We start from the raw sequence: 17659 nt of genomic DNA, 5'->3' as shown, positions 1-17659 counted from the left end.
GAAATCAGAGGTTGAGAGCTCCAGGGAGTGTAACGTCAACTGTGTCATTGGATTAAAATCTTAAAAACCTCTTTCTAGTTTGAGTCTATCCCCAAATCTAATATAAAGTTGGGATATGGTCAAGCCCCAGTTATGCATTGGCATCGTCCATTTTTTTGCAATATCTTTAATAATTAAATACATCAATTTCATGAGCGCCTGTTCAGAGCTGAAAGCTCCTTTAGACTTAATAATTTTTCGTATCTGACGGTGCATTCCCTCGATCGGATTTGTGGTGTATATAATCTTGCGAACCTGATCCTCGTACTCAAAGAAAGTAGAAAGATTGGTCCAATTATCCATCCAGGATTTGGCAGCAAGTGGATATTTCTTGCCCCATTTTTCTTCGAAAGACAAGAGGTTCTCATAACCTATTTCTTCGTTCACGGCTTTATAGATCGGTTTTAGATCCTCCATTACAAGCTTTTTATCTTTCTCAGTTACATAACGCATGCTTGTTCTGATCTGATGAACAATACACAGCTGAATCTTTGTTTTTGGAAAAATAGTTTCTATGGCCTCGGGAAATCCTTTTAGACCATCAATACAAGCAATAAGGATGTCTTCAACGCCACGCTGCTTCAGATCTGTAAGCACAGAAAGCCAGAACTTAGCCCCTTCATTTTCTGAGCTATAAAGACCGATCAGATCTTTTCTTCCATCCATACCGACTCCTAGTATGTTATAAATAGCTCTTGATTCAACCGTTCCATTCTGGCGAACTTTAATGTGCATGCAGTCCAGGAATACAAAGGGATAAACAGCTTCCAAGGGCCTACTACGCCACTCATTTACAGCTGGAAGCACACTTTCAGTTATACGGGATATTTCTGTGGCAGAGATCTCCATAGCATACATTTCGCGGATAAACTCACTTATAGCCCGTGTGCTCATTCCTTTGGCATACATGCTTAGCACGTGTCCCTCAAGTTGTTCAGTGATGATTAATTGTCTTTTAGGCACTACTTTCGGCTCAAACGTGCCGGATCTATCACGGCCTGTTTCTAGCTCAAATGTTCCGGTATTGAGACCTCGGACAGTCTTTTTTGTCTTGCCATTTCGCCGGTTGCTATTACCTGACGCTTTTTCTTCGTTCAGATGATTCTCTAGCTCACCATCCATCATTGATTCCAATAGATGCTTCATTAACGGTGCTAGAACACCATCATTGGGAGACAAACTTTTACCTTCGTAAAGACCTTGTATGGCTTCTGCCTTGAAGCGTTCAAAGTCGAATGGGTCTTTTTCTTTCATGACCGTGTCGTTTGAATAATTGAATATAAATAATCTTATTGAATTATTCCTCTGACACAGTTCAGGTTACAGTCTCGAGCTCCATTTTAAATATGCCATCTGAGTCGGTAACGGTACTTCCAATTAGTTCCCCTTTTTCAGATTTAAAATTCACAGATGTATTGCTTGCTTTTTCATTAGTGTCACCCAATCTAATTACCCCCGATACAATTAGGTTTTCATACATGTTACTTTCATTCACATCTGTGTAAGCTTGCACTTCAAATCCACCGCTGTTATATCGTTGCACTCTCCTAATCGGATCTTCATTATACATTCTCCGAGAACAACCAATAGTTATAAAAATTATAGATAATAAAACTGTAAAAAATCTGTTCATTAAAATCGACTCGATAAAAAAATTACTTTTATAAACAATAAAGATAAGATTACATTTTTAACATCCCGCAGGTTGACCGTGTTGAACTGTATCATTGTTTTCTACTTTATACTGTTCAGCTTTAATACGATCTATTATACGTTTTCTTTTCGTGTCCGAGAGCTTCATAAAAGCTTTAGGACCTGTTAATCCCTTCCAAGCCATATCATTGTAAAAGTCAGAATCGAATCCATTGTCCGCATAAAATATCTTAGCGACTATTTCTTCGCCAAAATCCGGCAAGAACAAAGGCATACTGATGTATATCGGAATTTGTGGGCTAAAAGGAGGGTTACAACTTTTATTTTGATCTTCGTGTGTATACGCTAGCCGGTTAAAATTGCTGGCTCACCACTATTTACCAATTGATAAACCTATATGCCACAGCTCTTGTTCTTTCTTAAATATTTAGAACCATGATATATACGGTTTATGCACAACAGCAGTATCAAGGCAGGAAAATCTCTCTGTTAGCAGTATTTATAATTGTAAAAAAAGATCACAAAAATAAAGTACAAAGGAGTGTAGTGACACTGAAAGATACAATTACCACAATTTGATCATTTATTTTTACTAAATTAATTAGTATTTTTGATCCATGAAACCTCTTGAAGTCTTTTGCCGTAATCGCGTTATGTATGTCCAAATGACTGTGCATGATAAAAGCATGGGCATGAAAGACTATCATCTTTACAACAAAAATGGGCTTGCTTTTTATGTTTTCAGAAAGTCTCAGGGAGTTTGGGAACTTGCGTTTGGAGAACTTGCAGATGATATAAAGGAAGCATGTATCGATGCACTGATCTTGCGATTCGATACCGATGTACCGGAGCTATTTTACCACCATGGCGTGCGCCAGGTAGTCGAGGTACGCGCGAAAAAATACAGTCTTTGGCACATTTATCTGAACAATGCTTATGTAGGCAGCATCCAGCACGACAAGTATACTAAGAATTTCGATTATCATATTGAGGACAACAGCCTACTGACCGACGACCAGGTACAAAAATACATCGGAATGATTCAACACGGGGAGCTAAAATGGAGAAAAGATGATAATAGATAATTTCGAGATTATTTGCGTGTTTAACGCTACTTTTTTAAACGTTTTGTCGGTTTCTTTTTTTGTGGCTTTGCTGGTGTCTTAATTTTTTTCTGTACGGCCTCCATGCGCTTTCTCCAGCTGATGATCTGAGATTCTTCATATACGGGAAGGCCTTTATCGTTGAGAAGCCCCATAGATTTAGCTAAACTAAGACTGAGACGTGCAGACTTACTGTTTGCTTTCTTCCAGGTCTGTTGATCGTCTTTAAAATCCTTCTCATAGGCAGCAATAGCCTGCTTAATAATGGCTAGCTCCTTCTTATATTCTTTGAGCTTTCGATAAAGAATCATTAATCTGTTATATGCCCCTGCTTGTAATGGTGCTTTCCTTATAACCAGGATATAGCTTTTGATGGCATCTTCAGTTTTACCTTCAAGCTCCTGCAATCGTGCATCTTTTAACAGCTCATTTTTGGATTTCTTAATACCAGTCATATTTATTTTTATCTTTCAATACGATCCTGAATACCCGGCCAAATCCCCGCTAATATATTGTAGAGTCCTTTTAACCTGAATATCATAATTAAACTTGAGAAAAGTAATGAACAAATTAACTAGCTCAAAGTTCCATCTCGGTTTCGGTCTACTTCCAGTAAAAGAAGAAGTTTGGCAATAGCGGGTTCCCTCCATTCTTCCGCAAGATCGCCCTCTATAACACCAAAATCTTCATCTAAGATCATCTGGCAGCCATCCATCGTAATTCGGGCATATGGTCCATTTTGCCCCTCCTGTCCTACTTCAAAATCACAGTATTTTTCTACTCCTATGTTATTTGTCACCGGAATTCCAGTGAATGTTGCTATAGCTCCCATATTCTCATTTTTTATTTTTCAAATAATTAATAACATCCTCACGACCATTGCCAACGCTTTTGATGGCCTCTTCGACTTGCTGCCGGGTTACGCCAAGTTCTTTTGCCAAATAATCTACCTCATAAGATCACCGCCAGCTACCTGATTGCGGTCCCTTGCATCTTTTTTATTTTTATTGTCTGTCATAATAAATGTTTTTGGAATAGAACAACCGCCAGCCAATAGAGTTTGAAAACTATCACTATTCTGATGTTGTTCTAAATACAAAAAGGAGGAATTATGCCTTGGTATAATGGAGATTATCCACCATCATATAAAAATCAACCGGTCAACATCCGGGAGAAAGCAACTGAAATCGCAAACGCTTTGCTTGAGGAAGGCGCCGAAGAAGGAATTGCCATAGCAACCGGCCTAAAAAAAGCGAGGGAGCATTTTAAAAAGGTAAAAGAAGAGAGTAGAAAGAAGTACACAAATTATTAAATCGACAACTATGCCAGAATTACCAGACCTACAGGCCTTCAGCAAAAATCTCACAAAAATGCTTAAAGGTAAAGTGCTTGAAAAAGCTGCCATTCACAACAAACAAAAAACCAAAGTCAGCCTGAATGAGCTGCAAACTCTAGAGGGCAAAAAACTCGTCAAAGTTTATCGGGAAGGTAAAAGGCTTTTTTTTGATTTTGGCAAAGATGCTACCTTGTCGGTTCATCTCATGTTGCATGGGAAACTGATATATTCTGAAGACGAAAACCCAAAGTATGCATTAGTTTCCATGAAGTTTAAGGATGGTGGCACGCTATCCATTACCGACTTTCAGAGGATGGCATATATAGAATTGAATCCTGAACATGCAAACGTGATGGATGCACTTTCTGAAAAGCTAAATCCAAAATTACTTTTCGGATTGCTGCAATCAAGCAAGGCCAAAATTAAAACTCTCCTGATGGACCAAAACGTCATTGGCGGTATTGGAAATGCCTACGCCGACGAAATCCTGTATGAAGCAGGGATATCACCACTTTCAATTTCAAACAAAATCCCCGAAGAGAAGGTTCAACATCTTGCCAAAGCAATTAAGGAGGTACTGGAAAATGCCGAACAGCAGATTCTAAAAGAGCATCCTGAAATCATTAACGGTGAGATAAGGGATTTCATGAAAGTTCATAACAAAAATGCGAAGGTTGATGGTAAGGGTCATGAAATATTGCAAACCAAAATTAGCGGCAGAACTACTTATTACACAGAGCAACAAAAAGTTTTCGAATAGCACAGGATACGACTAGAGAATTACTTATCTCAGTGAAGTTTTTTGGCACAGATCTGGTACGGAAATAATAGCAACTAATTGCATATGAATAATCTATATATTATCTTCTTTTTTTTAGTTCTCCAGGGCTGTACAATGCGTAAAAGTACAATGACACCGGTACAAAATAATAAGTCCAAAATATACAATGACAGCTCAATGCAACAAGACTATGTTTCCATTTTAGAAACAATTTTGTCTGACGATTCAGCTGGTATCAAACTGCAACGTGAAGGAGAACGAAGGGCGTTCATTCATAACAAGTTTATGAGAGATTCTATCTCATCATTGCATGACAGGAATTATGTTTTTTACAACGTCGATCCACAGAAGCTGATGAAAATACTGGATAACCAGCTCACAGATTCGCTGGATATGCTGAATCAGATGAACGAAAGGAAGGCAATCATCCCGATTCCAGCCGCTATCAAAGCAGCGTACACTGTTGATGACGCCGATAAATACAGGATGGACCGCAACCAAAGCATTTATTACTTTCATCTTCCCATTATAGGGTATAATCGCAAAAAAGCATACGTGCCGGTTGACTATATATGTGGCCCTTTATGTGGAAACGGTGATGCATTTCTGCTTGAAAAAGTGAATGGTAAATGGGTAATCATACAACGATTCTTTAACCTCTGGATCTCTTAAAAAAATGTAGTCACAATAATCTTTAAACAGAAGATATTCACGCCAAATAACCAAGCGGACTTATAGACTAATGGACCTTATCACTTTCTATAAATACACTTCCCGACAAATAGCACTCGGGAACATTGGCTAATACATAATCAATGTCCAGAATATTAGGACGAGCCGTACTTCCATGCCCACAATACAAACTCCTGATCCAGGTATCTACGTCATCCACCCATATCGCCTTCCAGGTAATATTTTGTGGATCCTGGACATTGACAGGTGAAATTAGGACATTATACCCCATCGCTCGCAGCGCGGTTAATACGACTCGATTTACTTTGACAAATTTCATCTTCGAAAGCTATATACGGTTGTCTTTACTTTGGAACAGAAATACAACCCATATGGTTCAAAAGTCATTAACTTTTTGTGCTTAGCGGCAGATCCTAATAGTACTAAATCTGACTGATCGCTTGCATCGGATCCATTCCCGAATCAAGAGACTCGTGGTGGTTACTCCTTTTTATATATAACTATTAAAACTGTCCTGTATGAGTTTTATGAGGTGTAATCATACAGGAGAAATGCTTCGGAACATCATTTTTTGACTTTCTGATTTAGTTTTTATACCACTTTTAGTAATATTTTTTCAAATCACTAATTCTTTCAATATGAAGTTCTCTGGCCTGAGACCGCCGCATCATTAGCGCATAAGCATTATTAAATCCCAAAGGTTTTAACCACTTGATGCCGTACAGCCTCTGAAACTCATTGTTCACATAATTATAGGTATCGGAAGGACTTTTGGATACGCTTCCTAATACCTGCTGATTTGGTTTTAACAACACCAAAAGGCCTGTTCCGGTGTACTCTACATAGCAATCAATCGCATCGCTCACCAAAGCATCAAAACATATTTTGGTCCCACCCAACCCCGTCTTTGTATCTACTTTATAATCGGTATGGCCTTCGATCAGAATTTTGTATATCGCAGCCAAAATATATTGTTCTGCAAAAATTTTTGAACCTACCTTTATCGTACCGGCGCTCCCAGAACCAGTTGGCTTATAAAGATTGTTGTGCAGCAGAAAGTCCTTTGCAATATGTTCTGGCGTCTGCTTCAAAAAGTCTGCTCTATAATTGAGCTCCGTCATGACCGAATCATTGAACTTATCTGCCAGCAGGTTCATTGTCTCTTCCAGCTTGGGGAATTTCTGAAGGGTTGCCTCTTTGATGATCGGTGAAGCAAAATAAGGTGGGAAAATCTTCTTGTCATCTGCCAGCACAAACAGGTCGTATGCCTTGATCCGCCCATCGGTGGAGTATCCGCTAATGAGATCAAGATCTTTTTCATAAGCGGCTTTATACATAATTGCATCGCTGACAACAAGTGGGTTGACATGAAGACCATAGATACTGCGAAGTCCCAGGTCACCGTCCTGACGTCCCATAAACTCTGGTGTGAAACCTGCCTTGATGCGACTGTCATTGGACCTCATAACCATATAAAGCATACTTAAAATGCACACAGCGGTGAATATGCCCAATATAATATAGGTCTGTCGACTTTTGATATTTACCTGGGAATATTGGATTAGTGCAATGCCTTTGTCCAAGAGGATTGCTAGTAATGCTGCAGGAATAGCACCGGCCAAGATCATGTTTGAATTGTTGAGGGATATACCGCCAAAAATAAATTCACCCAAGCCTCCGGCGGCAACAAATGATGCCAAGGTAGCTACACCAACATTGATCACTGCCGCTGTACGTACGCCTGCGATAATCACTGGCATGGCAAGTGGGAGTTCTACTCTGAGAAGCAGTTGCCAATCGGTCATACCCATCGCTTTGGCTGCCTCCACGATACTGGAACCAACTCCTGTAATGCCGGTAAAGGTATTCCGGATAATGGGTAAGAGTGCGTAGATAAATAGTGCAACAATGGCGGGAATGGCTCCGATACCCAGAACCGGAATAAGAAAACCCAACAATGCAATACTCGGTACAGTTTGCAAAACACCTGCAAAACCTAAAATAATAGCAGCAAATTTTCTCTTTCTCGAGATCAGTACCCCTAGAGGCACTCCGATAAGAATGGCAAATACCAAAGATAAAAATGTAAGCCCGAGATGTTGGCCAATCTGGGTCAATAGCTTGTCCTGTTGTTCGAGCATAAATTGCCAAAAACTTTGCGCCGTCATACCACTTGTTGTTTTCGATAGTTGTTAAATGCGCCCACTAGCGTTTCATAGGCTTGCGCCGTATCTGTATGCATACTCAGAACCTGGGTGGCATGCCATAAATCTGTGCTCAATGTAAATCCATAACGCGAGATAAAAGGATCTATCGCCGTAATCCCTTGTAGTTCTTGTAAGGTAGTCACTTTATACTCCAATAGTAGGCGATTTTCGGCGAAGAAATTGGCTACAAATTCATTTGCAGGTCTATATAACAGTTCTTTTGGCGTTCCGATCTGCACGATTTTCCCCTTGTCCATTAAGCAGATCCGCTGTCCAAGTTCGAAAGCCTCAGACACATCGTGCGTAACGAGGATGATCGTCTTACTGCGTATCTCCTCCAAGGATCTGAATTCTGCGTGGATATCTGCTTTGGTTATATTATCCAGTGCTCCGAATGGCTCGTCCATTAATAGAATAGGTGAATCGGCGATCAGTGCCCTAGCAATGCCTACGCGCTGTTGTTGCCCTCCACTCAGTTCATGGGGATAACGTTGGAGGATCTCCTCGCCCAAGTTTAATTTGTGAAGTAGCTCCGCAGTACGCATGCTTATTTTCTTTTTTTCCCATTTCAACAATTCTGGAACTACAGCAATATTGCGTGCAACGGTATAGTGCGGAAAAAGGCCGGCATGCTGCATGACAAAACCAATTTGCCTACGTAAATCATGGATGCCTCTTTCTCTGATATCTTTGCCAGCAATAAAGATCTGGCCTTTATCGGGTTCGATAAGCCTATTGATCATTTTTAGGGTTGTCGTCTTTCCACAACCGCTGGTCCCTAGCAAAACAAGAACTTCCCCTTGCTTGGCCTGAAGGGAAATCTGATCAACTGCGGCCTTTCCATTAAAGAATTTTGAAATGGAGACGATATCTATCATATTATCTCGCGAGTCTAATACCTGTAAATTGCCACTGCAGTGCCGTCTGAAAAAAGTTTCGGTACGTTTTGCGGCTATGATCTTTAGGTGTTGCAATGGAGGCTCCACGCAAGACCATCTGGTTGACCATAAATTTTCCGTTATATTCACCCACGGCGCCAGCTTCCTTTTTAAATCCGGGATAAGGAAGATATGCAGAATTGGTCCACTCCCACCGCTGTCCCCAATTGAGATGATCTGCCGCAACTTCCCACTCTGCCTCTGTCGGAAGCCGCATTCCCCTCCAGGCTGCAAATGCGGAAGCTTCATAAAAGTTGACATGGCAAACTGCATCGTCCAGGTTTATTTCCATCAACCCTGCTAAGGTATAATTCATCCATTGTCCATTCATCAAATGCCAATATAAGGGAGCCTGAGCCTGATGCTGTTTTACCCAGTCCCAACCTTCGGCATGCCAATACCGGAAATCATCGTACCCACCATCTTCCATGAAAGCAATGTATTCCTTATTTGTCACCAAATCACTCGCGATTTCAAAGTCATTCAGATAGACCTTATGTCTTCCTTTCTCATTGTCAAAACAGAAACCTGAACCTTCATATCCGATTTCATAAATCCCAGCATCAAATTGGACATACGTTGATTCGGCAGCCGCATAACTGAAAGGAGCTTTTGTACTGCCATAAGCAGGAAAAAGGGGATTGTGCCCCAGTATATATTTGATATCCGTAAGCAGCAATTCTTGATGTTGCTGTTCATGATTTAATCCTAGCACAAAGATGTCAAGGAGATCATTTGTCAAAAACCCACCATCCAAAAACTCAATCATATACTTGTCCACACATTTGCGGTATCTATAGATGTCTGCAACGGAAGGTCTGCTCAGATTTCCTCGATCTGTACGAATCACCCGAGCTCCTATTGTTTCATAGTAACTATTGAACACAAAATTGTATTCAGCGTCGAATGGCTGATAGTTTGGCAGATGCGGAAGTAAAATAAATGTTTCGAAAAACCAGGTGGTATGTCCAAGATGCCATTTCGGAGGACTAACCTCTCCTATGGGCTGAACAACATAATCCTCAGTTTCCAACGGTTGGCAAATTTCTTCGGAATAAGCCCGTATAGCAAGATAGCTATCGATCCATTTTTGCTTTTCGGACATTTCGATAAGCGCATTTTGTATATTTTCCATAAATAAAACTTATTAGGACACCCTCCATACCGAATCAACAAACCATCCTTTGCTGTCTTCAACATTTGCGATCAGCTGAAATCCTGCTAGAGAAGCCATTCGCTGTATTTCCTCAGGAGTATATTTCTGAGAAATTTCCATGTCAATTAACTCATTTTCCTTAAAAAATATAGACTCGCCTTTGATATGGACATGTTGATTGGTTAGACTGACCAAGAAACTGCGGCAGGCTCCGGAGATTGGATCGTAGGATTGATAATGCTGAAAACATTGGGTATCGAAATCAGCTTCAAGTTCCCGGTTGATGCGATTCAGTAAATTGATGTTGAAGGCCGAGGTGATTCCGGTTTTATCGTTATAGGCAGAAAGAACGGTGTGTGGATTTTTTTTGAGATCAAAACCGATTATAATAATATCACCGGGGCTTAGTTTACGGCGGATTTCGGAACAAAAAAGTTGGGCTTCGTCCATATCCATATTGCCGATATTACCACCTAAAAATAAAACTACTTTTCGCCGTTTTGAAATTTTCATCGCCTGGTCAAGCATTTCAAAGTACTCTCCCTCTAGCGGTACGATATCTAAAGTTGGAATGTCACGATGTAATTTTTCGCCTAATACCGCAAGAATATTGCCCGATATATCGATAGGCATGTAGGAGTACGTGTTATGATGTGCACTGAGATGGGTTAACAGATGACTTGATTTAAGGGCATCACCTGCCCCCAGTTCTATCAGGTCGAAATCGGATTCATCAGTTGTGATGAAATCTGCTAACTCAGCAGTTTTTGTGCGGAATATTTCAAGCTCGCAGTTGGTCAGATAATATTCGGGCATATGCATGATATCCTGAAAAAGTCGATCGCCGATGGGATCATAAAAATACTTTGAAGATAATTTCTTCGGATAAATACTTAAACCTTCTACCACTTCCTTGTGAAAAACCCCTTCATACTTTTCGATCTCAGGTGAAGCACTAATTACTGGTAGAACATTATTTAATTGTAAACTCATAACTCTATGGTATTTGCGGTCTTTGTTACAGAAATATAACAGGAAAAATGAGCGAATAGTTTCGGAATAATCCAATCTGTGAAAATAGTCGATCTCTAACTACAAGAGAAGAACATGAGAAGAGTAGAACTTCACGACTACACAGCACAGTCATTGGCTGAAAGAATTCCGTTCTTTAAAAAAATTTTAACAAAGTAACTTTCTGAACCACACTAAAGATTATCTCTCCGACATTTTTAGTTAAAACAACGAAGTCTGCGCCGCATCACTTCCCAATGGTAGCAATCCTTATACAGGATCGGATATTTGGGAAAGGTAATGGCCTGCACGTTTTCCAGATAGTCATAATTGTAATCCAATTGACGGCGCTCGTCCCGCAATTGCGGAAAGGTATTTTTGATAATCTCAATATCGGTATGGAGGCTAATATCCCAGCACCTAATGGTATCCTTTTTTGTTTGGCTTTGATACGAATATACGCAATTTGTACTTTAAATACCGATTGCCCTACGGCAAGAAAATGACTGCTTTTTAGTTCGGACCGGATCTGATTACCGAAGGATCTCGATAGCAAATACTTTCTTTTGGTTCTGCCCATCGGTAATGGTAGCCACTACCCGACCATATGCTAGGGAGAATAGGATATCGATCGGATTTTTGCGCTGAAACCTGGTCTTGGTACGCAGGTAATTGACAATATTTTTTTCATACAGCTTGAGCATACGCTTATCCCAGTTCTCCTCCTTGATAAGATTGAGAAAGATCTGATAGCCTGATCCTGTTTCCAACAAGCTTTCGATCTTATGGGCATCCTGCGGCAACTGCAAGGCTCTTCCCTCCTTTGCCCCCAATTGATGGGCATGCTGATCGGCGGCTTCCTTATCATCATAAGGCGTGAGCAGGAAGCCTGTCTTTTCCTTAACATCGGGCCACTCAAAGCGCTGCAGCACAAAGTCGGCATAGCCCGACTCGACGAGCTCGCGAAACGAACTTTTGGTGACTTGTTCAAAGGGATTGTACAGCATAGGACTAAGATAGGATTTAATCAGTAAACTCTTTCTTGTTCTTTCGGATGTAGTCAACCTGAATTTTCTGCAAGTTTTCAACGTCATTAAGTTTGTAAAATTCCTCGTCAAATTTGTTTAACGGATTATTCTCATAAGATTTACTAAAACCTTCTACCGTACCATCCTGTGCTTCGGTTATTTTCGATTTCTCCTTTTCAAAAGTGCTGTTTGCTCGCTCGGTCAGATCAGCAAATTTAGTAGCGCCAACTAATTTCAACGCTTCTGGCAGCGCAGTAGCAAATTGACCGCTTGAATTAAAATAAAACTGGTTATAACCACCATTATTTACTTCTGCTTCTAATCGGCTGATCATATAAATTGCTTGTCTAGATTTGTTCCAAGACAAGACGATTTCATATTCTTTATCATATGCCGGCGATAACTTACGAAAGAGGTTATCATAGACGACTTCCAATAACATGTCATCCGATGTCGTATCAATAATTTGCTCGGTTAATGGCGTCTGAATTGATGGCTTATTATTATTTTGCTTCGTACGTTCAGAACAGCCAAACAAATTTAAAATCATTATTATAATTCCAATGGTAATAATCGGTGTTCGCATTGATTTTATCATCTTTAAATCTTTTTATTACTCAAATATAATCATTGATTAACCATACTTTTGTGTTTTATGTATCTCGCAAAAGGATGGCTGCTGCTGCGGCTCGGTCTTTTTTCATTTTTATCAAACCAAGGTCTCAAAAGAATTGTCCATCTATTGTCGATCGTTACGTATCAGTTCAGATTGATTGATTTAATTGTATGGTCAGGTTTTTAGGCCTGGCCATTTTAAACGTATTTTCCGGTCCTAAATGGATCTGTCTATAATTTAGTTAAGGGGCTAATCGAAAGATTAGTCCTTTTTTTGAAAAATAATGAACTATTCTATCAGAATTATGTTCTTCACCAGGTTAAGTTAGTTTGTTTTAGTAGTTATAAAGGTCGGGGATTCATGTCACCGGCCTTTTTTATTTTTTGTAAACCACCTACGATAAATTTGAGAGGAAAAATCACTAAAATAGCTTTGCAAGTATATTTTCAAAGGTGACCAAAATATTTTCGCCATATTTCTGCTGTGCTTTTGTACCTAAGAAGTTCTTTTTCAATGCTGTTTTTTCGGAAACGATTATCTGCATTTTATAGGATATTGCAAAATATGCATACAACTTAAAATGTGACTCTTCCACCGGAGTTGCGTAACCGGTAACACCTATACCAAAATCAGCATTGAACAAGTGTGATGCCTGCAGTGCCATATCTTCTGCGATCTGAGACGACACACAATCACTTGCTCTGGCCTCATCCTCATCGATTCCCAATAAATTTACTTTCTCTTCAAGCGTGTAAGCTGTAATCCCACCTTTAAAATTAACTGCAGCATTTTCGATCTGGGACAGCATAAACTGAAGCTGTCCAGCTGTTACACTTTCAGCCGTTGCAACAGTCTTACAATCAAGTAGCCTGCCAATACGTTGAATTACTTCCTTATCAGGTTCCATCTTATACTTATTAATTTAAAAACTATAGCCTTAGCAGACCTTTTATCTACACGGAATCTTAAATCCGTTATTGACCCATTTATTGTAGCAGTTTATTTTCAAAGGCAAACCGCACTAGATCAGCTGTATTTTTTGTTTTTGTTTTATCAATCAGCTGCTGCCGGTGCCCCTCAACTGTTCGTTTGCTCAGAAATATCTGATCTGCTATTTCAGCATTTGTAAAACCACGTGAAATCAGTTCCAAAACCGTTAATTCCCTTTCAGAAATATCGTAGCGATGGAAAATAGCCTCTTTATCGATATAAATAGGACTATTTAGCTGAAAATGATCGAGGAGGGATAGACCTATTTCCATTGAAATATATCTTTTACCCTGTAATATGTTGAATATACCTTGAACAAGTTCGTCATAGTCCGAATTTTTCGATAAAAAGCCAACTGCCCCCGCCCTAAATGCTTCAGCCACGGTATTATTATCCTCGATCATTGATAAAACAGCAACGTCAATTTCAGGATATTTGACCTTCACTTTATGGATTAATGTAATGCCGCTCATCTCTTTCATTTTGAGATCCGTAATTATAAGATCAGGTGTCTCGCTTTTATCTAAGAGTTCTAGCGCCTCTACTCCATCTCCCGCCTCCCCAACAATGGAGAGTTGCTCATGTGACTCCAATATTAGCCTAAAGCCGTTCCTTACCAATGTGTGATCGTCAACAAGTAATATTTTATACATCGTAGTAGAGAAAATCGTGTGTTATAGGTAATTCAGAACAATTAGCCTGCCATTTTTACATTACTAGAAAATTTTCAATTTATATTTTAAAATTTGTAATAATTACTTATTAACCCCAGTATTATTACCTTCCATGAAATACATAACGCCATTCCATCGTATAAACATCCCCCTATAATTTTTATAAAAAGTATCCCTCTCACTTAAAATTGGATTATGAACTTCCAATACATTAAGATCCTTAACGCTGAAACTTAATATCCGCAGTTAAAGTACTTCATCAGACTATTATAATGATTTCAAGTAGTAAATGACTTATATTGCGTAGTTTATCATTTAACGAAACCGATCCCAAGAAGGTTCACTTTATATATTTATTAAAAGATGAAAAAAAACCAAATTACGCAGGATCGGTATCAAGGTATACTTATCGTTGCATTCGCAATTGTCGCACAACAGGGCCCCGAGAATCTTCCGAACGATGTGCCAGATAATCCTGAAGAGGAATTATCAGAGAATGAATCCGATGAAACTCCAGAAATGCCCGATCAGGATGATTTAGGCATCGATGAAGAACTAGGAAACGAAGAAGAAAATGAATTTCCTGAAATTGACGAACAGGAAAAAGACGAAAGAGAGTTCCATGACCGTTTGACGACTTTGTTTCGGGGCTGTTTTCTTACAAATATTTTTTAGGCGAAACCGCACGGGTTTGGATATTGTTATCTCTTAAAGATTTATAAAGTGTGGAAAGTTTGACATTCGAAGCTTTTCAATAGCACGAATTACAAACAATAAAAAATATTACTATGTCATTATTTTCAAACGATTTGAGCAAAGAGCCTGTATTTGAAGGCATTGGTTACGAACCTTCTTTTTTTTCAAGAAAGACGATGGTTACGACCAAGACAAATTACAGTAAAAAAAAGTACAGTGATAGCAATAAGGACACCCGAAAAAAGATTCTGGTGCTCTGCACAGAAGAACGGTATATGACCATGAAAAATGGAAAGAAGTTTTCAACAGGCAATCATCCGGTCGAAACACTGGTTCCCATTCTTCATTTCGAACAGGCTGGATTTGATGTTGACTTCTACACACCAACAGGTGCTCCTGTAAAATTTGAGATGTGGGCTATGCCGTATGAAGATGAAAACATCGGTAAAATCCTCGACAAGTATAATACGCAATTTTCAAACCCGCACAATCTGAGAGATTTTATAGCTGACACGAATAAAGGATACGTTGATTACGTTGCCGTTTTTATCCCAGGTGGGCATGGCGCAATGCTCGGACTACCTGAAAATAATGATGTCAAAGAACTTATCAAATGGGTAGTAGCGGAAGATAAATATCTATTGGCAATCTGCCATGGCCCCGCAGCGCTCTTAAGCGTAGCAGATTGCGGAGACGCTGAGTTTCCTTTTAAGGGATATAAGATTAATTCGTTTCCTGATGAAATGGATAAGACTTTGCCAGAAAGTGGATACCAGCCCGGCGAAATGCCCTGGTTTTATGGCGAAAAACTCAAACAGCTTGGGGTCGAAATTTTGAATAAAAAAATTGCCGGCGATTGTCACGTTGACAGAAAATTAATTACTGCAGATAGTCCGTTAGCGGCTGATAAATTCGGGAAACTCTGCGCAGATGAACTTCTCGCCGATGAAAAATCAAAAATGGAAAATGGATAGCCGATTTTTTTCAAATAAAAGGTCTATATTCTGTTTTGAAAGCACATGTGTCAAATATGCAAAATACTCCCTTGAGCTTTTGCTTCTTGATAATCACTTTATTTCCATATGCTACAGATGGCTTGGGAAGCTCCAAACCTATTCCGGCTGTACTGCCAGAAATAATAACTGAGTTGTTTTTTGTGTTCATATTCTTATTTTTTGAGATTAATTTTACTAATGATCAGCTGCTGCGACCACAATTTTTTTATTACTTTTCCGCATGGAGAAAAATAACAGCAGAGGTAGAGATAGTGCAAATGCCGCCCCGATGAAAAGATAAGCGTCGATATAACTTAACATGAAAACCTGTTTTTGCACAATCATATCCATTAGGCCGATGGCCCGATGCTGCGCATCATCATGCCCAAAACCTTTAGTTTGAAAGAGAGCTGTATACTTATTCAGTCTTTCTACCACTGAATTATTTGTGTAGGTGATGTTTGAAACTAAATCCGACCTGTGCTGGGCCATTCTTCTGACAATAAACGTATTGATGATAGAAATACCAAAAGACCCACCCAGCTGTCTCATCATATTATTTATGGCTGTTCCCTGCGGTATATCTTCGGATCTTAATGACGAAATTGCAAGTGTAGAAAGGGGAACCGTCAGCAAAGCCATTCCCAGTGCCCTGAAAATCAAATTAACTGATATTGTCGTGAACGGGACTTCTAAAGTTACCCTGGACATCGACCAATTGAAATAGATGAAACAACAGAAGCCGATAAATACAACTAATGCAGGTGGTACACCTTTCTGTAGCGCACGCCCTGTAATTATCAGCGCAAACACGGCTATAATAGATCCAGGAAGGAGCATTAAACCAGCCATTGATGGGGTAAACTGTAAAAGCCGCTGAGCAAATACAGGGGTCAGATAAATGGAAGTAAACATCCCCATACCAGTAATAAAAGTGAGCAACGCAGAAATACTTAATGAAGGAGATCTTAAAATAGATAATTTCACCACAGGCTGTGCTGTGGTAAGTTCCCTGTAAACAAAAAGAAGAAGTGAAAGAAATGCAATAACTGCAAGTATGGTGATATACCGGGTTTCAAACCAATCTTCTGTTTCCCCACGTTCAAGAATGGTCTGTAAAGAACCAATTCCTGCAATCAATAATAAGATTCCTGCCCAGTCTATTTCTTTGACCTTTTTTCTGGTTGGCGACTCCGGAAGAATCCGATAACAGATAATAGCCGTAATGATGCCGATAGGAATATTAATATAAAAAATCCATTCCCAGGAAAAGTTATCAATTATGTGTCCACCAAGTGTTGGCCCGATCGTCGGTCCGATAAAAACACCGATACCAAACAGGGCACTCGCAATATTTTGTTTTTCTTTTGGAAAGCATTCGTAGACCACCGTCGCAGAGACAGAGAGTAATGCCCCTCCGCCGATACCCTGAAAAAAGCGGAAAGCCACCAGCTCCCATATACCTGAGGCGTTGCCACACATAAAAGAACATAATGTAAACAGTACAAGGGATCCGATATAGTAGTTTCTTCGCCCCAGATTATTCACAAGAAAACCCGTCATCGGAATAATGATAACGTTTGCGATGCCGTAAGAAGTCACCACCCAAGAAGTATCTTCCAATGTTGCCCCCAAGCTTCCGCTCATATGATTGATTGCCACATTGACAATAGACGTATCAATCAATTCCATGATAGCCGCTGATATAACGGTGATGATCAAAAGTATTCGATTCATTTTTTT

General features: G+C 39.6%; 21 protein-coding genes and 1 pseudogene. 6 read left to right on the top strand and 16 right to left on the bottom strand.

The features are described from left to right. Positions 1-60: 60 nt before the first annotated feature. The 3 genes from CBM24_RS11170 to CBM24_RS11160 form a co-directional block, all read right to left on the bottom strand. Positions 61-1293: an IS256 family transposase gene (locus CBM24_RS11170; protein WP_088161093.1), complete on the bottom strand. Its 1233-nt coding sequence runs from the start codon at positions 1291-1293 to the stop codon at positions 61-63. Positions 1294-1354: 61 nt separating this feature from the next. After that, positions 1355-1582: a hypothetical protein gene (locus CBM24_RS11165; protein WP_157698430.1), complete on the bottom strand. Its 228-nt coding sequence runs from the start codon at positions 1580-1582 to the stop codon at positions 1355-1357. 147 nt (positions 1583-1729) lie between these two features. After that, the gene (locus CBM24_RS11160; RefSeq protein ID WP_075992239.1) at positions 1730-1966 is read right to left on the bottom strand and encodes a hypothetical protein; all 237 of its coding nucleotides are present in this window, start codon (positions 1964-1966) and stop codon (positions 1730-1732) included. Between the two features lie 343 nt (positions 1967-2309). On the opposite strand from CBM24_RS11160, the gene CBM24_RS11155 reads away from it, so the two are divergent. After that, complete coding sequence (locus CBM24_RS11155; protein ID WP_088161279.1) at positions 2310-2777, top strand: hypothetical protein; 468 nt, start codon at positions 2310-2312, stop codon at positions 2775-2777. A 26-nt stretch (positions 2778-2803) separates the two neighbouring features. Here CBM24_RS11155 and CBM24_RS11150 read toward each other — a convergent pair whose 3' ends face one another. The 3 genes and pseudogenes from CBM24_RS11150 to CBM24_RS28060 form a co-directional block, all read right to left on the bottom strand. After that, on the bottom strand, positions 2804-3250 hold the full coding sequence (locus CBM24_RS11150; RefSeq protein WP_075992237.1) for a hypothetical protein: 447 nt from the start codon (positions 3248-3250) through the stop codon (positions 2804-2806). Between the two features lie 119 nt (positions 3251-3369). Then, complete coding sequence (locus tag CBM24_RS11145) at positions 3370-3627, bottom strand: hypothetical protein (RefSeq protein WP_088161278.1); 258 nt, start codon at positions 3625-3627, stop codon at positions 3370-3372. A gap of 4 nt (positions 3628-3631) precedes the next feature. Further along, positions 3632-3739, bottom strand: a pseudogene (locus CBM24_RS28060) (DUF3606 domain-containing protein); the annotation flags it as partial. A gap of 167 nt (positions 3740-3906) precedes the next feature. Between CBM24_RS28060 and CBM24_RS11135 the strand changes: the two are divergent. The 3 genes from CBM24_RS11135 (at position 3907) to CBM24_RS11125 (ending at position 5584) form a co-directional block, all read left to right on the top strand. After that, positions 3907-4107, top strand: a complete 201-nt coding sequence (locus CBM24_RS11135; RefSeq protein WP_088161276.1) for a hypothetical protein — start codon at positions 3907-3909, stop codon at positions 4105-4107. A 10-nt stretch (positions 4108-4117) separates the two neighbouring features. Further along, a complete protein-coding gene (locus tag CBM24_RS11130) occupies positions 4118-4891 on the top strand; it encodes an Fpg/Nei family DNA glycosylase (protein WP_088161275.1) in 774 nt (257 codons plus the stop codon). Between the two features lie 198 nt (positions 4892-5089). Further along, complete coding sequence (locus tag CBM24_RS11125; RefSeq protein WP_232475760.1) at positions 5090-5584, top strand: hypothetical protein; 495 nt, start codon at positions 5090-5092, stop codon at positions 5582-5584. Positions 5585-5651: 67 nt separating this feature from the next. Here the strand turns inward: CBM24_RS11125 and CBM24_RS11120 are convergent, their stop codons facing one another. From CBM24_RS11120 to CBM24_RS11075, 9 genes are all read right to left on the bottom strand, one after another. Next, positions 5652-5924 carry a hypothetical protein gene (locus tag CBM24_RS11120; protein ID WP_088161273.1) on the bottom strand — a complete coding sequence of 91 codons (273 nt, stop codon included), beginning with the start codon at positions 5922-5924 and terminating at the stop codon, positions 5652-5654. 283 nt (positions 5925-6207) lie between these two features. Next, the gene (locus CBM24_RS11115; RefSeq protein WP_088161272.1) at positions 6208-7773 is read right to left on the bottom strand and encodes an ABC transporter permease/substrate-binding protein; all 1566 of its coding nucleotides are present in this window, start codon (positions 7771-7773) and stop codon (positions 6208-6210) included. Further along, positions 7770-8690, bottom strand: a complete 921-nt coding sequence (locus tag CBM24_RS11110) for an ABC transporter ATP-binding protein (RefSeq protein ID WP_088161271.1) — start codon at positions 8688-8690, stop codon at positions 7770-7772. Before CBM24_RS11110 ends, CBM24_RS11115 begins: the two co-directional genes overlap by 4 nt. Before the next feature lies 1 nt (position 8691). Next, positions 8692-9885, bottom strand: a complete 1194-nt coding sequence (egtB, locus tag CBM24_RS11105; RefSeq protein WP_232475759.1) for an ergothioneine biosynthesis protein EgtB — start codon at positions 9883-9885, stop codon at positions 8692-8694. A gap of 12 nt (positions 9886-9897) precedes the next feature. After that, a complete protein-coding gene (locus CBM24_RS11100; RefSeq protein ID WP_088161270.1) occupies positions 9898-10899 on the bottom strand; it encodes an L-histidine N(alpha)-methyltransferase in 1002 nt (333 codons plus the stop codon). A 551-nt stretch (positions 10900-11450) separates the two neighbouring features. Further along, entirely contained in the window at positions 11451-11924 is a 474-nt protein-coding gene (locus tag CBM24_RS11090) for a hypothetical protein (protein ID WP_088161268.1), read from the bottom strand. 16 nt (positions 11925-11940) lie between these two features. Beyond that, positions 11941-12543 carry a DUF4375 domain-containing protein gene (locus CBM24_RS11085; protein WP_088161267.1) on the bottom strand — a complete coding sequence of 201 codons (603 nt, stop codon included), beginning with the start codon at positions 12541-12543 and terminating at the stop codon, positions 11941-11943. Positions 12544-12982: 439 nt separating this feature from the next. Beyond that, positions 12983-13468 (bottom strand): CinA family protein, encoded by a 486-nt coding sequence (locus CBM24_RS11080; protein WP_088161266.1) that lies wholly within the window; start codon positions 13466-13468, stop codon positions 12983-12985. A 79-nt stretch (positions 13469-13547) separates the two neighbouring features. After that, positions 13548-14204, bottom strand: a complete 657-nt coding sequence (locus CBM24_RS11075; protein WP_088161265.1) for a response regulator transcription factor — start codon at positions 14202-14204, stop codon at positions 13548-13550. A gap of 384 nt (positions 14205-14588) precedes the next feature. Here CBM24_RS11075 and CBM24_RS11070 point away from each other — a divergent pair, with 384 nt between their 5' ends. Continuing rightward, a complete protein-coding gene (locus tag CBM24_RS11070) occupies positions 14589-14900 on the top strand; it encodes a hypothetical protein (RefSeq protein WP_088161264.1) in 312 nt (103 codons plus the stop codon). 113 nt (positions 14901-15013) lie between these two features. Next, positions 15014-15895 (top strand): DJ-1/PfpI family protein, encoded by an 882-nt coding sequence (locus CBM24_RS11065; protein WP_088161263.1) that lies wholly within the window; start codon positions 15014-15016, stop codon positions 15893-15895. A gap of 216 nt (positions 15896-16111) precedes the next feature. On the opposite strand, the gene CBM24_RS11055 is transcribed toward CBM24_RS11065, so the two are convergent. Continuing rightward, the gene (locus tag CBM24_RS11055) at positions 16112-17653 is read right to left on the bottom strand and encodes a DHA2 family efflux MFS transporter permease subunit (protein ID WP_088161261.1); all 1542 of its coding nucleotides are present in this window, start codon (positions 17651-17653) and stop codon (positions 16112-16114) included. Positions 17654-17659: the final 6 nt, after the last annotated feature.

The sequence above is a fragment of the Sphingobacterium sp. G1-14 genome (assembly GCF_002196555.1).
Taxonomy (GTDB): domain Bacteria; phylum Bacteroidota; class Bacteroidia; order Sphingobacteriales; family Sphingobacteriaceae; genus Sphingobacterium; species Sphingobacterium siyangense.
The sequence above is the reverse complement of the archived record's forward strand: the minus strand, read 5'-3'. Positions and strand labels throughout refer to the sequence as shown.

Coding starts and splice junctions, on each gene's coding strand:
- CBM24_RS11090 (WP_088161268.1), bottom strand. CDS start 11,924: ATGCTGTACAATCCCTTTGAACAAGTCACCAAAAGTTCGTTTCGCGAG.
- egtB (WP_232475759.1), bottom strand. CDS start 9,885: ATGGAAAATATACAAAATGCGCTTATCGAAATGTCCGAAAAGCAAAAA.
- CBM24_RS11085 (WP_088161267.1), bottom strand. CDS start 12,543: ATGATAAAATCAATGCGAACACCGATTATTACCATTGGAATTATAATA.
- CBM24_RS11055 (WP_088161261.1), bottom strand. CDS start 17,653: ATGAATCGAATACTTTTGATCATCACCGTTATATCAGCGGCTATCATG.
- CBM24_RS11070 (WP_088161264.1), top strand. CDS start 14,589: ATGAAAAAAAACCAAATTACGCAGGATCGGTATCAAGGTATACTTATC.
- CBM24_RS11115 (WP_088161272.1), bottom strand. CDS start 7,773: ATGACGGCGCAAAGTTTTTGGCAATTTATGCTCGAACAACAGGACAAG.
- CBM24_RS11065 (WP_088161263.1), top strand. CDS start 15,014: ATGTCATTATTTTCAAACGATTTGAGCAAAGAGCCTGTATTTGAAGGC.
- CBM24_RS11130 (WP_088161275.1), top strand. CDS start 4,118: ATGCCAGAATTACCAGACCTACAGGCCTTCAGCAAAAATCTCACAAAA.
- CBM24_RS11110 (WP_088161271.1), bottom strand. CDS start 8,690: ATGATAGATATCGTCTCCATTTCAAAATTCTTTAATGGAAAGGCCGCA.
- CBM24_RS11125 (WP_232475760.1), top strand. CDS start 5,090: ATGCAACAAGACTATGTTTCCATTTTAGAAACAATTTTGTCTGACGAT.
- CBM24_RS11080 (WP_088161266.1), bottom strand. CDS start 13,468: ATGGAACCTGATAAGGAAGTAATTCAACGTATTGGCAGGCTACTTGAT.
- CBM24_RS11100 (WP_088161270.1), bottom strand. CDS start 10,899: ATGAGTTTACAATTAAATAATGTTCTACCAGTAATTAGTGCTTCACCT.
- CBM24_RS11120 (WP_088161273.1), bottom strand. CDS start 5,924: ATGAAATTTGTCAAAGTAAATCGAGTCGTATTAACCGCGCTGCGAGCG.
- CBM24_RS11170 (WP_088161093.1), bottom strand. CDS start 1,293: ATGAAAGAAAAAGACCCATTCGACTTTGAACGCTTCAAGGCAGAAGCC.
- CBM24_RS11150 (WP_075992237.1), bottom strand. CDS start 3,250: ATGACTGGTATTAAGAAATCCAAAAATGAGCTGTTAAAAGATGCACGA.
- CBM24_RS11145 (WP_088161278.1), bottom strand. CDS start 3,627: ATGGGAGCTATAGCAACATTCACTGGAATTCCGGTGACAAATAACATA.
- CBM24_RS11155 (WP_088161279.1), top strand. CDS start 2,310: ATGAAACCTCTTGAAGTCTTTTGCCGTAATCGCGTTATGTATGTCCAA.
- CBM24_RS11160 (WP_075992239.1), bottom strand. CDS start 1,966: ATGCCTTTGTTCTTGCCGGATTTTGGCGAAGAAATAGTCGCTAAGATA.
- CBM24_RS11075 (WP_088161265.1), bottom strand. CDS start 14,204: ATGTATAAAATATTACTTGTTGACGATCACACATTGGTAAGGAACGGC.
- CBM24_RS11135 (WP_088161276.1), top strand. CDS start 3,907: ATGCCTTGGTATAATGGAGATTATCCACCATCATATAAAAATCAACCG.